The 13,126-nt window shown below is 68.0% G+C and carries 14 protein-coding genes; 9 read left to right on the forward strand and 5 right to left on the reverse strand.

What is annotated here, in order from left to right; translation table 11 throughout:
* Window positions 1–15 precede the first annotated feature (15 nt).
* From mnmG to CQ039_RS12350, 5 genes are read left to right on the forward strand one after another with little or no spacing between them, the layout of a single operon-like run.
* Complete coding sequence (gene mnmG, locus CQ039_RS12330) at window positions 16–1,911, forward strand: tRNA uridine-5-carboxymethylaminomethyl(34) synthesis enzyme MnmG (protein WP_199183642.1); 1,896 nt, start codon at window positions 16–18, stop codon at window positions 1,909–1,911.
* The gene (gene rsmG, locus CQ039_RS12335; RefSeq protein WP_199183641.1) at window positions 1,908–2,531 is read left to right on the forward strand and encodes a 16S rRNA (guanine(527)-N(7))-methyltransferase RsmG; all 624 of its coding nucleotides are present in this window, start codon (window positions 1,908–1,910) and stop codon (window positions 2,529–2,531) included. Before mnmG ends, rsmG begins: the two co-directional genes overlap by 4 nt.
* A complete protein-coding gene (locus CQ039_RS12340) occupies window positions 2,521–3,342 on the forward strand; it encodes a ParA family protein (protein WP_105564216.1) in 822 nt (273 codons plus the stop codon). Before rsmG ends, CQ039_RS12340 begins: the two co-directional genes overlap by 11 nt.
* A gap of 39 nt (window positions 3,343–3,381) precedes the next feature.
* Window positions 3,382–4,266 carry a ParB/RepB/Spo0J family partition protein gene (locus CQ039_RS12345; protein ID WP_105564215.1) on the forward strand — a complete coding sequence of 295 codons (885 nt, stop codon included), beginning with the start codon at window positions 3,382–3,384 and terminating at the stop codon, window positions 4,264–4,266.
* 36 nt (window positions 4,267–4,302) lie between these two features.
* Window positions 4,303–4,491 carry a hypothetical protein gene (locus CQ039_RS12350; RefSeq protein WP_105564214.1) on the forward strand — a complete coding sequence of 63 codons (189 nt, stop codon included), beginning with the start codon at window positions 4,303–4,305 and terminating at the stop codon, window positions 4,489–4,491.
* Window positions 4,492–4,672: 181 nt separating this feature from the next.
* Here CQ039_RS12350 and holA read toward each other — a convergent pair whose 3' ends face one another.
* From holA to CQ039_RS12370, 4 genes are all read right to left on the reverse strand, one after another.
* Window positions 4,673–5,725 carry a DNA polymerase III subunit delta gene (gene holA, locus CQ039_RS12355; protein ID WP_105564213.1) on the reverse strand — a complete coding sequence of 351 codons (1,053 nt, stop codon included), beginning with the start codon at window positions 5,723–5,725 and terminating at the stop codon, window positions 4,673–4,675.
* Between the two features lie 25 nt (window positions 5,726–5,750).
* On the reverse strand, window positions 5,751–6,233 hold the full coding sequence (gene lptE / locus CQ039_RS12360; protein ID WP_105564212.1) for an LPS assembly lipoprotein LptE: 483 nt from the start codon (window positions 6,231–6,233) through the stop codon (window positions 5,751–5,753).
* Window positions 6,233–8,815 carry a leucine--tRNA ligase gene (leuS, locus tag CQ039_RS12365; RefSeq protein ID WP_105564211.1) on the reverse strand — a complete coding sequence of 861 codons (2,583 nt, stop codon included), beginning with the start codon at window positions 8,813–8,815 and terminating at the stop codon, window positions 6,233–6,235. Before leuS ends, lptE begins: the two co-directional genes overlap by 1 nt.
* 83 nt (window positions 8,816–8,898) lie before the next feature.
* The gene (locus CQ039_RS12370) at window positions 8,899–9,345 is read right to left on the reverse strand and encodes a DUF3576 domain-containing protein (protein ID WP_105564210.1); all 447 of its coding nucleotides are present in this window, start codon (window positions 9,343–9,345) and stop codon (window positions 8,899–8,901) included.
* Window positions 9,346–9,678: 333 nt separating this feature from the next.
* Between CQ039_RS12370 and CQ039_RS12375 the strand changes: the two genes are divergently transcribed.
* Window positions 9,679–10,074, forward strand: a complete 396-nt coding sequence (locus CQ039_RS12375) for an NtrZ family periplasmic regulatory protein (protein WP_105564209.1) — start codon at window positions 9,679–9,681, stop codon at window positions 10,072–10,074.
* A 10-nt stretch (window positions 10,075–10,084) separates the two neighbouring features.
* On the opposite strand, the gene CQ039_RS12380 is transcribed toward CQ039_RS12375, so the two are convergent.
* Window positions 10,085–10,726 (reverse strand): thiamine phosphate synthase, encoded by a 642-nt coding sequence (locus tag CQ039_RS12380; RefSeq protein WP_233190286.1) that lies wholly within the window; start codon window positions 10,724–10,726, stop codon window positions 10,085–10,087.
* Here CQ039_RS12380 and CQ039_RS12385 point away from each other — a divergent pair.
* The 3 genes from CQ039_RS12385 to gcvA are packed head-to-tail and all read left to right on the forward strand — an operon-like array spanning window position 10,725 to window position 13,111.
* The gene (locus CQ039_RS12385; RefSeq protein ID WP_105564207.1) at window positions 10,725–11,435 is read left to right on the forward strand and encodes a YggS family pyridoxal phosphate-dependent enzyme; all 711 of its coding nucleotides are present in this window, start codon (window positions 10,725–10,727) and stop codon (window positions 11,433–11,435) included. The genes CQ039_RS12380 and CQ039_RS12385 overlap by 2 nt on opposite strands.
* Window positions 11,436–11,493: 58 nt before the next feature.
* Window positions 11,494–12,180 carry a response regulator transcription factor gene (locus CQ039_RS12390; protein WP_105564206.1) on the forward strand — a complete coding sequence of 229 codons (687 nt, stop codon included), beginning with the start codon at window positions 11,494–11,496 and terminating at the stop codon, window positions 12,178–12,180.
* Between the two features lie 7 nt (window positions 12,181–12,187).
* Window positions 12,188–13,111: a transcriptional regulator GcvA gene (gene gcvA, locus CQ039_RS12395; RefSeq protein ID WP_105564205.1), complete on the forward strand. Its 924-nt coding sequence runs from the start codon at window positions 12,188–12,190 to the stop codon at window positions 13,109–13,111.
* The last annotated feature ends 15 nt before the right edge of the window (window positions 13,112–13,126 follow it).

Genomic DNA, 13,126 nt, shown 5'->3' on the forward strand with positions numbered 1-13,126 from the left:
ACTATGTCCTCGGCCATGAGCTCCTCCCCCTCGACCTCTTTCGACGTCATCGTCATCGGCGGCGGCCATGCCGGTTGTGAAGCCGCGGCGGCCTCGGCGCGCGCCGGCGCCCGTACCCTGCTGCTGACCCAGAAACTGGAAACCGTCGGCGAGATGAGCTGCAACCCGGCCATCGGCGGTCTGGGCAAGGGCCATCTGGTGCGCGAGATCGACGCCCTGGACGGCGTCATGGGCCGTCTGGCCGATGTGTCGGGCATCCAATTCCGTCTGCTGAACCGCTCGAAAGGCGCCGCCGTGCGCGGTCCGCGCAGCCAGATCGACCGTCGTCTCTATCGCGAAGCCATGCAGGCCGAGCTGGCCCAGACGCCGAACCTGACCCTGATGGCCGGCACCGCCGAGGCTCTGATCCTGAACGGCGACCGGGTAGTCGGCGTGACGACAGGGGAGGGGATCGAGCTTCGCGCCGGGGCCGTGGTTCTGACGACCGGCACCTTCCTCAACGGCGTCATCCATCGCGGCGAGGAGCGTATCGCGGCGGGTCGCTTTGGCGAGGCCCCATCCGTGGGCTTGGCCGCCGACCTCTATGGCTCGGGCCTGATGATGGGGCGGTTGAAGACCGGCACGCCTGCGCGTCTGGACGGCCGCACCATCGCCTGGGAGCGGCTGGAGATGCAGGCGGCGGACGATCAGCCCGTGCCGTTCAGCTTCCTGACCGACAGGATTGAGGTGCCGCAGATCGCCTGCGGCATCACCCATACGACCGAAGACACCCATCGCATCATCGCCGAGAACCTGGGCGAGAGCGCCGTCTATGGCGGCAAGCTGTCGGGGCGCGGCCCGCGTTATTGCCCCTCGATCGAGGACAAGGTCGTCCGTTTCGCCGACAAGACCAGCCATCAGGTCTTCCTCGAACCCGAAGGTCTGGACGATCCCACCGTCTATCCCAACGGCATTTCGACCTCGGTGTCCGACGCAACCCAGATGGCCTTCCTGCGGACCATGCCCGGTCTGGAAGCGGTCGAGGTCTTCCGCTTCGGCTACGCCATCGAATACGACTATGTCGATCCGCGCGAACTGACCCCGGCGCTGGAGGTCAAGAAGCGCCCCGGCCTCTATCTGGCGGGCCAGATCAACGGCACGACCGGTTATGAGGAGGCGGGGGCCCAAGGCCTGATCGCCGGCCTCAACGCCGCCCGCGCCGCCGCCGGTTCCGACCCGATCATCCTGGGTCGCGACCAGGCCTATATCGGCGTCATGATCGACGACCTGGTGACGCGCGGCGTCACCGAGCCCTATCGCATGTTCACCAGCCGGGCCGAATACCGCCTGACCCTGCGCGCCGACAACGCCGATGTGCGCCTGACGGGTCTGGGCATCGAGGCCGGGATCGTCGGCAACGACCGCGCCAAGGTATGGCTGGATAAGGCCGCGCAGTTGGACCGGGCGAACCGTGTTTCACGTGAAACCCAGTTCACGCCTAAGGAGGCGGGCGCCCTGGGCATCACGGTCAACGCCGACGGCCAGCGCCGTTCGATCCGCGATCTTCTGTCCTTCCCCAATGTGACCCTGGACCAGTTCGTCGCTGTTCGTCCGGAGATCGCCGACTGGTCGCCCGCCGTGCGCGAGCAGGTCGAGATCGACGCCGTCTATGCCGGCTACCTGGATCGCCAGGCGTCCGAGGCCGAGGCCCTGCGCCGGGAGGAGGGGCTGAGCCTGCCGGCCGACCTCGACTACGCCGCCATCGGCGGCCTGTCGAATGAGGTCCGTGAGAAGCTGGCCATGATCCGTCCCCTGACCCTCGGTCAGGCCGGACGCATCGAGGGTATGACCCCTGGCGCCCTGACGGCGCTTCTGGCCCATGTGAAGAAGGCGAGTTCGCTCGCCGCAGAAGTCGAGACCATTGTCGCGTGAGCCTGGACCCCGTCGCCGCCTTCCGCGCCCACACCGGCGCCAGTGAAGCCCAGATCGCCGATCTGACCGCCTTCCTCGGTATGTTGACCGAAGCCAATGAGGTGATGAACCTGGTCGGTCCGGATAGCATTCCCGACTTCTGGAACCGCCATGCCTGGGACAGCGCCCAACTGCTGGCCTTGCAGCCCGAGGCCCTGACCTGGGCTGATCTCGGGGCCGGCGCTGGCTTCCCAGGCGTGGTCTTGGCCATCCTGCTGAAGGACCGTCCCGACGCCCACGTCTGGCTGATCGACAGCCTGGGCAAGCGCTGTCGCTTCCTGCAACAGGTGGTCGATGCGCTCGATCTGCCGGCCACGGTCATCAACGGCCGGGCCGAGGAGCAGGACGTCGAGGTCGAGATCGTCACCGCGCGCGCCGTGGCGCCGATGGAGAAACTGCTGGCTTATGCACAGCCTTACTTCCAGCACGGTGCACAAGGTCTCTTCCTGAAGGGGGAGAAGGCCGAAGCCGAGTTGAAAGAGGCGGCCAAGGTCTGGCAGTTTAAGAGCGACCTCTCCGTCTCGCGCAGCGACCCGCGCGGCCGCATTGTTTCTGTCCGGAGCCTTCGCCGTGTCCGCTGATCGCGAGAAACAGACCCGAGTCCTGGCCGTCTCCAACCAGAAGGGCGGGGTGGGCAAGACCACAACCGCCATCAACCTGGGCACCGCCCTGGCCGCGATCGGCGAGAAGGTGCTGATCGTCGACATGGACCCGCAGGGCAATGCCTCGACGGGTCTGGGTGTTCCACGTGAAACACGCCGGGCGACCATCTATGACGTTATCGTCGACGGCCGCCCCATCGATTTGTCGGCGGTGGAAACCTCGGTTCCGGGCCTGTTCATCGTTCCCGCCGACGCCGACATGTCGGGCGTCGAGATTGAGCTGAGCCAGGCGGATCGCCGCTCCTATCGCCTGCGCGACGCCCTGGCGGCCCAGGGCGGAAATGGTCATTCCCGGTATGACTATGTCCTGATCGACTGCCCGCCGTCGCTGAACCTGCTGACGCTGAACGCCATGGCCGCCGCCGATGCGGTTCTGGTGCCGCTGCAGTGCGAATTCTTCGCCCTGGAAGGCCTGACCCAGCTGATGCGAACCATCGACATGGTCAAGCAGAGCCTCAATCCGGCGCTGGAGATCCAGGGCCTGGTCCTGACCATGTATGACCGCCGCAACGCCCTGTCGGGGCAGGTGGCGGCCGATGTGCGCGCCCACTTCGGCGACAAGGTCTATGACAGCGTCATTCCCCGCAACGTGCGGGTGTCCGAGGCGCCGTCCTTTGGCAAGCCAGTGTTGATCTATGATCTGAAATGCACCGGCAGCCAGGCCTATCTGAAGCTGGCGCGTGAGCTTGTGGCGCGTGAACGCCAGCGCCGTCAGGCGCTCGCCGCCTGATCGGCGGCTATCTCGATTAAGTAGAACGGAAACAGCATCTTGTCCGAACGTCAACGTGGTCTGGGTCGTGGTCTCTCGGCCCTTCTGGGAGAAAACGTCGCCGAGAGCGCGCCGGTGGACGGCGGCGCTCAGCCGACGGGCGTGCGCGCCGTGCCGATCGAGAGCCTGAAGCCCAATCCCGATCAGCCGCGCAAGTATTTCAGCGCCGAAAACCTGGAAGAACTGACCGCCTCGATCCGCGACAAGGGGGTGCTGCAGCCCATCCTGGTGCGCCCCCAGCCGGGCGAGGACGGCATGTGGCAGATCATCGCCGGCGAGCGGCGCTGGCGTGCGGCCCAGGCGGCCCGCCTCAAGGCCGTGCCGATCATCGAACGGGCCATGGACGACGTCGAAGTGATGGAGGTCGCCATCATTGAGAACGTCCAGCGCGCCGATCTGAATCCGGTCGAAGAAGCCCTGGCCTATGGCTCGCTGATGTCGCGCTTTGGCCGCACCCAGGACGCCCTGGCCGGCGTGGTCGGCAAGAGCCGCAGCCATGTGGCCAACACCATTCGCCTGCTGCAACTGCCCGACAGCGTGCTGGATCACGTCATGGAGAACCGGCTCTCGGCCGGTCACGCCCGCGCCCTGATCACGGCCCCCAACCCCGAGGCCCTGGCCGAACAGGTCCTGTCCAAGGGCCTGAACGTGCGTCAGACCGAGGCCCTGGCCCGCCGCGCCGCCGAGGGTCCCAAACCGTCCAAGGCCAAGCCGGCTCTGAGCGGGGAGGGCGCCGCCGACGTCGCCGCCCTGGAGCAGGATCTGGCCGACGCCCTGGGCCTGAAGGTCCTTCTGGCCGACAAGGGCGGCAAGGGCGAGATCACCATCAAATACGGCACCCTCGAACAACTCGACGACCTGTGCCGGCGTCTGATGCGCGGCTGACGGGCCTTTTGGGTCTGGCCATGCTAGGGTGCGGCCATGACTGAAGCGACCGACAAGATCAGCGCCACCGAAGCCCTGAAACGCGCCCTCGCGGCCAAGAAGGCCGGGACCCAGGCGGGACCGGCGGGGACCAAGGGCGGCGCGCGCGGGGCGGAGAAGGTGATGCAGCGTCAGGCTGCGGCGGCGAACAAGCCCGCCTTCCGCAAGGCTTCGAAGCGGGGCTGATCCAGGGCTTTTTGGGGCGCCGGTGCTCGGCGGCCTAGCCTAGCGAAGGCTTCGCGCAGGGGGATGGATGCGGGGGGCGTCAGGCCCAGGCTTGTCCGTTCAGTGCGCTGAACTCTACCCTTCATCCGAGCGGCTCCGGCGCCCACCTTCTCCCACAAGGGGAGAAGGAAACAGCGGTTTCCTAGAGCCCGATGCGCTTGGCGCGGGCGGCGATTTCGAGCAGCAGGCGTTCGGCGATCAGGGCCTCGGGCATGCCTGTGGTCTTGGTGGCGATGTCGGCGGCGTTGACGCTGTCCTGAACCTCGTCGAGCAGTTCCAGCCGCCATGAGCGGACCTGACGCAGGATCTCAGCCTCCTGCTTCCAGAAGACGCCGGCGGACTTCGCCGCCTCCTTGGCCCCGGCGCCGGCGGCCTGTAGGACGTTGATGCGGCGCAGCTTTCCCAGGTGGATGGCGGCCATGCGTACGGCCATGACGGCGCTTTCACCCTCGGCCAGGGCGCGCCGCAGGCCCGATTGGGCCGGGCCGGGGCGTCCGCCAAAAGCTTGCAGGGCCGCGTCGGACAAGGAGGCGTCAGGCTCGACGCCGAGGTGTTCTTCCAGTTCCGGCGTGTCGATGGTGCGGCCCGAGCCGGGGCCGATGTAGAGGACCAGCCGCTCGATCTCCTGACGCATCAGGCCGCGTTCGCGGGGCAGGCGGGCGACGAAACGGTCCAGGGCGTCCGAGGTCAGGCCCACCTTGTCGGCGCCCAGGGCCTCGCGCGTCATGCGAGCCACATCGCCGACCTCATCCTCGTAGCAGGCGATGCCGACGGCGCCAGGCGACTTCTCGGCGGCCTTCCTCAGGGCGGATTCGCGGCCCAGGGCCCCGGCCTCGATGACCAGCATGGCGTCAGGGTTGTAGCCGCCCTCGGCATGGACGGTCAGGGCGACGGCGATGGCCTTGTCGACGCTGGCCTTGCCGTCCGACAGGCGGATGCGGACCAGGCGACGCCCGCCGATCATGCTCAGCGCCGTCAGCGCCTCTTCCAGCTTGACCGCATCGCCGTCGATGTCGGCCTCGGTCAGGAAGGTGACGTTGAACGGGTCGTTCAGGTCGGGCGTGATGGCCTTGTAGAGGGTCAGGGCGCGCTCGGTGACGCCCGAGCGGTCCTTGCCGTGGATGACGGCCGCGCGGACGCCGGCGTCCGGCGACCTCAGGAAACGATCGACCTCGGGCCGCTTGGCCAGGATCACCCGCGCATTCCCTTCAGAACAGCCTTCACTGGTCCGCCAGGGCGCGCATCATGTCCAGCCGGATCAGACGCGCCAGATCGGCAGCGGCGCGGTCCTCGCCGTCCTGCTGGGCGGCGATGGCGGCATAGGGCTGATCAGCGGCGGCATAGGTGGTGGTCGTGGTCTGCGATCCCTTGATGGGCGCGCCGCCGCTGGCCGGGGTCAGGGTCCAGTCGGCCTTGACCGTCAGCTCATAGCGGCTGGCCGTGTCGTCGATACGCCGGCCCAGCGGACGGCGTTCCTGCGTCACCTCGGTCGTCAGACGATAGAGGGGCGGGGCCGAGCCGTCGCGACCCAAGGCGTCCTCCAACTGCTCGCGCAGGCGATAGCCCAGGCGGTTGTCGGGCGTGGTCACGGCGATGCGCGACAGGCCCGCCCCTATGCCCAGATCGCCGTACATGGGCGTGAAACCGCAGCCGGACAGCAGGGCTGCGCCGGCGACAGCGATCAGGGCCAGGGCGGGGCGCATCAGCCGGCCACCAGATTGACGATACGGTCGGGCACCACGATCACCTTGCGGATGCTGAGGTTGTTGGCGGCAAGGTAGGCCTGAACCGTCGGGTTGGCGAGGGCGGCGGCCTCGACCGTCGCATTGTCCGAGCCGCGCGGCAGGACGACCTCGCCGCGGCGCTTGCCGCCGATCTGAACGGGCAGGACGACCTCGTCGTCGGCGGCCAGGGCCGCGTCGAAGACGGGCCAGGGCGCGTCCAGAACCATGCCCTCCTCGCCCAGACGCGCCCAGGCTTCTTCGGCCAGGTGGGGGGTGAAGGGGGCGATCAGGCGGGCCAGGGTGCTGAGGGCGATCTTCCTGGCCTCGCCGCCCGCCTTGTCGTGCTGACGAATGGTCGCCAGGAAGGCGTAGAGCTTGGCGATGGCCGAGTTGAAGCGGAAGCCCTCGACGCCCTCGCTGACCGCCTTGATGGTCTTGTGCGTCTCGCGGACCAGGCTGGCGTCCACATCGGGGTTGGCCGGGGCGGCGGCGTCAAAGCCGTCGAACTCGGTCCAGACGCGCTGGACGAAGCGGCTGGCGCCCTCGACGCCGCCGGCCGACCACTGGACGTCACGCTCGGGCGGGCTGTCGGACAGGACGAACAGGCGGCCGGCGTCGACGCCATAGGCCTCGATGATGTCCTGGGGCGCGACCACGTTCTTCTTGGACTTGGACATCTTCTCGATGTCGCCGATCGTCACGGCGGCGCCGTTGGACAGGCGGGTGGCGACGCGCTGGCCGTCCACCGTTTCGATGCGCACGTCCGACGGCTCGACCCAGCGCGGTTTGCCGCTGGCCTCATGGCCTTCGTAATAGGTCTCGTGGACCACCATGCCCTGGGTGAACAGGCCGGCGAAGGGCTCCTTCACGTCCATCAGGCCGGCGTCCGACAGGGCGCGGGTGATGAAGCGGGCGTAGAGCAGGTGCAGAACCGCGTGTTCGACGCCGCCGATATACTGGTCGACCGGCAACCAGCGCGCGGCGGCGGCCTTGTTGATCGGCTCGTCGGCCTTGGGGTCGGCGAAGCGGGCGAAATACCAGCTGGAATCGACGAAGGTGTCGAGCGTATCCGTTTCGCGACGGGCCGCGCCGCCGCAGGTCGGGCAGTTGACGTGCTTCCAGGTCGGATGACGGTCCAGAGGGTTGCCCGGCACGTCGAAGGTCACGTCCTTGGGCAGTTCGACCGGCAACTGGTCGGCGGGAACCGCGACGGGGCCGCAGGTCTCGCAGTGGATGATGGGGATGGGGCAGCCCCAGTAGCGCTGACGGCTGACGCCCCAGTCGCGCAGGCGATAGATGGTCTTGGCCTCGCCCTGATCCGCCGCCTCGATGCGGGCGATGGCCTCGGCCTTGGCGGCCTCGATGTCCAGGCCGTTCAGGAAGTCTGAATGGAAGATGGAGCCAGGGCCGGTATAGGCCTCGGTTCCCACGACGAAGTCGTCATCGGCGCCTTCGGGGCGGACGACGGGGATCACCGGCAGGTCGTATTTGCGGGCGAAGTCCAGGTCGCGCTGATCGTGGGCCGGGCAGGCGAAGATGGCGCCCGTGCCGTATTCCGACAGGATGAAGTTGGCGATCCAGACCGGCACCTCGGCCCCGGTGAAGGGATGGACGACCTTCAGACCCGTGTCCCAGCCGATCTTTTCGGCCTGTTCGATCTCGGCCTGGCTGGCGCCGCCCTTGCGGCATTCGGCGACGAAGGCGGCGATCTCGGGGTTGGCGTCGGCCAACTGCTTCGAGATGGGGTGGTCGGGAGCCAGGCCGACGAAGCTGGCGCCGAACAGGGTGTCGGGGCGGGTCGTATAGACCTCGACGCCTTCATGACCGGCGGGCGCCGCGTTGGGGGCGAAGGTCCAGGTCATCTGCAGACCCTTGGAGCGGCCGATCCAGTTTTCCTGCATCAGGCGGACCTTGTCGGGCCAGCGGCCTTCCAGCTCGGACAGGCCGTCGATCAGATCATCCGCATACTGAGTAATGCGCAGGAACCATTGGTTCAGCTTGCGCTTCTCGACCACGGCGCCCGAGCGCCAGCCGCGTCCGTCGATGACCTGTTCATTGGCCAGGACCGTATTGTCGACCGGGTCCCAGTTGACCACCCCGTCCTTGCGATAGACCAGACCGCGTTTGTACAGCTCCAGGAACCAGGCCTGCTGCTTGCCGTAATAGGCCGGGTCGCAGGTGGCGAACTCGCGGCTCCAGTCCAGCGACAGGCCCAGCAGTTTCAACTGGTCGCGCATGGTGGCGATGTTGGACCAGGTCCAGTCGCCGGGGTGGACGCCGCGCTCCATGGCCGCGTTCTCGGCCGGCATGCCGAAGGCGTCCCAGCCCATGGGGTGCAGGACGTCGTAGCCTTGCGCCCGCTTGTGGCGCGCCACCACGTCGCCCATCACATAGTTGCGGGCGTGGCCCATGTGGATGTTGCCCGACGGATAGGGGAACATCTCGAGCACGTAATAGGTCGGACGGCCGGTGTCGGTGTTGGACACCGAAAAGGCGTCAGCGGCCGCCCAGCGGGCCTGCTGGCGGGGTTCGGCGGTCTTGGGCTCGTAACGAGTGGCCACGGCGTATCCTGAGGTATCGCCTCAGGCGCGAAGCTTGAGGCGGCCCTGAGGTCTGCGTTGGGGTGGCGGGTGAAGGGCGGCTCTTAGCGAGCCGCGTTGGCGAGGTTGAGCTGACGCGCGCGGGTCAGGATGGCGTTTTCCAGATCGGTTTCCGTCTGGGCCGCGACCGGGGCGGCGGTCCAGGCGCCGGCGGCGTCCTTGACTTCCTTGGTCACCGAGACGTTCAGGGCGTCGGCGCGCAGGCGGCGGTCCAGGATGAAGACGGTGGCCTTGAAGCGCTCGTTCGGCGCCTGCGGATTGACGTACCAGTCATAGTTGACCACGCCGCCCCACGGATCGGCGTTGGCCAGGGGCATGAAGGCCAGGGTGTCCAGGGTGGCGCGCCACAGATAGGCGTTCACGCCGATGCCCAGCTGGGCGTCGGCCTTGGGGGCTTTTTCCTTGCTGCCGACGAAAGGCAGGCTGGAGCAACCGCCCAGCAGCAGTCCCGACGCGATCAGGGCGACCGCAGCGCCGCGAACAAATGCCATTCCGAGGTCTCCGTAAAGGTTCGAGGTCGAGCCGCAGAGCGGACCTTGGGACGCGTGCGCCCGTCGATCCGCGCACGCCTGCGCCGCAGCCACGCTCTATAACACGGGCGAAAGGGGCGATGACAAGGCGAACCGATGTTCGAGCGGCGCTAAGTCGACTTATTGGCGTGGTGTCAGCGCCACAGCACCCGCAAGAGTCGTGCGGAACGACCTGTGGATGACTACGTTCCGTTGACCGGGTGGACCAGCGGTGTCTAATCGCTGTGTTCTTGAGCTTCGGCTCGGGTTCAGGAAACAAGGATCGGCGCTCAAGCCGGTCTCAAGGGTTGGAAGATGCGTTTCGTTGCGATCATCGCTGCGACTGTGGGAGCCCTGGCTATCGCCGGGACGGCTCATGACGCTTCGGCCCAGACCCGTCGCGCGCCCGCCGTCTCCCTGACCGAAGCCGCCCAAGCCTCGCATTCCACGCCTGCGCCGCAGCGTCGCGGCCTGCGTTGGAACGACAGCGGCCGTTGGGGCCTGAACTTCAACCTGAACCAGCCCGTCGGCCGTGAAACTGACTGGGGCGATGTCGAGGCGGGCGCCTATTACCGCCTCAGCCCGCGTCTGCGCGTCGGCGCCGCCGCCAACCTGGCTTCGCCCGAGATCGACCCGGCCCGCGCCCCCGAAAGCGCCGCCGACCGCCGCGCCGCGCCGCGCGTGCGTCTGGAAACCATCTTCAAGTTCTGATCGCGCGACCTCAGGGTCCGAAGGCGGTCTGCACGGCGTCCACGCCCGCGATCCCGCACGCGCCTGATCCGATCAGGTCCGCGACATTGACCGCGCTGATTCCGCCCAGGGCGTAGGCGGGGCAGGGGGCAAGGGCCGCCAAGGCCTTGAAGCCCTCTATCCCCAATGCCGCCTTGGCCGCCGAAGCGCCGCCCGCCGGAAATACCGGCGACAGGACCAGGGCGTCCAGATCGCGCGCGCTCTTGATCGCTTCCGGCGAATGGGCGGCGCCGGTCAGCAGCCAGTCGGGCCGTCGTCCTGAAAGGGCGTAGGCCGCCGACAGGGCCCGTTCGGGCAGGTGCACGCCGTCCGCCTCGATCCGCTCGGCCAGGTCGGCGTCCAGCCCGACCAGAAGGCGCACCCCGGCCGCCTTCGTCGCCGCCCGCAGCCGCTGGCCCTTCTGCAGGGCGTCGGCTGCGCCGAACGGTCGGAACACCACGCCCGCGCCGGCCGGCAGACGGGCCGCCGTTTCCCACGGCCGAGGCGTGCGCGTCGGGTCGGTGAAGAAGAGCAGGGGCGGCAGGGCGTGTTTCGACGGGCTGACAGCCGTCGCCGCACGGGCTAGAGCCGTCGCCGTCTCCCACAGCGTGCGCGCGTCCTCGGACAGGGTCATGACCGCCTCTAATCCCGCTTCCGTCGTTCCGTCCATCCATGATCGCTTCGTCGCCGTGCGGGCGCGCATCCGGTCGGCCTGCGTCGCGGCGGGCGGCGATCCGGTCTCGGTCGTGCTAACCGCCGTGTCCAAGACCCAGCCGGATGAGGCGCTTGAAGCGGCTCTGGCCACGGGTCAGCGCGTCTTCGGCGAAAACCGGGTGCAGGAGGCGCAGGCGCACTGGGCCGGGCGCCGCGCCGCCTTCCCCGATCTGGAGCTTCGCCTGATCGGCCCCCTGCAGACCAACAAGGCGGTCGAGGCGGTGGAGTTGTTCGACGTGATCGAGACCCTGGACCGCGAAAAGCTGGCGGCGGCCCTGGCCATGGCGATGCAGAAGACGGGCCGCCGTCCGCGCGTCCTGGTCCAGGTCAATACCGGCGCCGAGCCGCAGAAGGCCGGGGTCTTGCCTGAAGACGCCGACGCCCTGATCGCCGCCGCCCGCGACGGCCACGGCCTGAACGTCGAGGGCGTGATGTGCATTCCTCCGGCGGACGAAGCGCCTGAACCCCATTTCAAGCTGCTGGCCGAGATCGCCGCCCGAAACGGTCTGTCGGTTCTGTCGATGGGCATGAGCGGGGACTATGAAACCGCTATTTTCAGTGGCGCGACTCATGTTCGGGTCGGTTCGGCCCTGTTCGGGGAACGAATTGCGCCTCTAAAGCCCTCTTAAAGCGATGAAATAGCGGAGCGCCCTTGGCGAACCCCTCAAGCCTCGCCATTCTCTACCCATGCCGACGCCCAAGACCATCCTGATCATCGACGACGACGACGACCTGCGCGAGGCCTTGGCCGAGCAGCTGGCCCTGCACGAGGAGTTTCGTCCCGTCCAGGCCTCCACCGCCACCGACGGGGTGCGTCAGGCGCGGGAGGTTCGCGCCGACCTGATCCTGCTGGACGTCGACCTGCCCGACATGGACGGTCGCGAGGCCTGTCGCCTGATCCGCAAGGCGGGCGTCTCGACCCCGGTCATCATGCTGACGGCCCAGTCCTCGGATTCCGACGCCATTCTCGGCCTCGACTCGGGGGCCAACGACTACGTCACCAAGCCCTTCCGCTTCGCCGTCCTTCTGGCCCGCATCCGCGCCCACCTGCGCAGCCACGAGCAGTCCGAGGACGCGGTCTTCCAGATCGGCCCCTACGAGTTCCGCCCCGCGTCGAAGATGATGCTGGACGACAAGGGCAAGAAGGTCCGGCTGACGGAAAAAGAGACCAACATCCTCAAATACCTCTATCGCGCCGGGGCCAAGCCGGTGTCGCGCGAAGAGCTGCTGACCGAGGTCTGGGGCTATAACGCCGGGGTCACCACCCACACCTTGGAAACCCACATCTATCGCCTGCGTCAGAAGATCGAGCCCGAGCCCGGTCAGGCGCGCCTGCTGCTGACCGACGCGGGCGGCTACCGCCTGCAACCCTGAGGGCAGGATGAGCGAGCGTCGTCCGACCCCGCCTCTGGTGGCGCTTCGGGCGTTCGACGCCGCCGCCCGCCTGGGCAGCTTCCGCGAGGCCGCCGAGGAGCTGGGCGTCACCCCCGGCGCCGTCAGCCGCCATATCAAGGCGCTGGAGATGCGGCTGGGCCTGCGTCTGTTCGACCGCTTCAACCGCTCGGTGGTCCTGACCGCCGACGGTCGCCGTCTGGCCCAGGGTGTGGCCGACGCCTTCGAACGGCTGGAAAGCGCGCTGGAGGCCGTGCGGCCGGGGCGCAGCCGCCAGCTGAGGATTTCGGCCCTGCCGTCGCTGGCGGGCAAGTGGTTGTCGCCGCGCCTGCACCGTTTCAGCGAGGACAATCCCGACCTGGATCTGATCGTCTTCGCCGAGGACCGCATCGCCGACCTGTCGAACGGCGAGGCCGACGTGGCGCTTCGTTATGGCGAAGGCCCCTATCCGGGCCAGACGGCGCGTCGGTTGATGAGCGAACGCCTGATCCCGGTCTGCGCCCCGTCGCTGGCGGCGGCGCGCAAGGTCAACACCCCAGCCGACCTGCTGGACGTCGTCCTGATCCACGAGACCTGGCACGATATGCCCTATTCGGACCGCATGGGCTGGAAGGCCTGGTTCGAGAGCGCGGGCGTTGCGGACCCCCGCGTCAACCACCTGCGCGGTCCGGTCTTCAGCCATAGCCATCTGGCGCTGGAGGCTGCCCTGTCGGGACGCGGCGTGGCCCTGACCTCGGCGCCTCTGGCCGCCGACGACCTGAGGGAGGGGCGGCTGATCCAGCCGGTCGATCACGCCCTGACCAACGACCTGGCCTACTGGGCCGTGGTCCTGCCCGAGCGCGCCGACGAGCCCAAGCTGCGCCGCTTCCTTAGCTGGATCGAGGCCGAGGCCCACGCTGATCCGATCGAGTGATTGAAACTCATCCGA

The sequence above is a fragment of the Brevundimonas sp. MYb52 genome (assembly GCF_002979535.1).
GTDB lineage: Bacteria > Pseudomonadota > Alphaproteobacteria > Caulobacterales > Caulobacteraceae > Brevundimonas.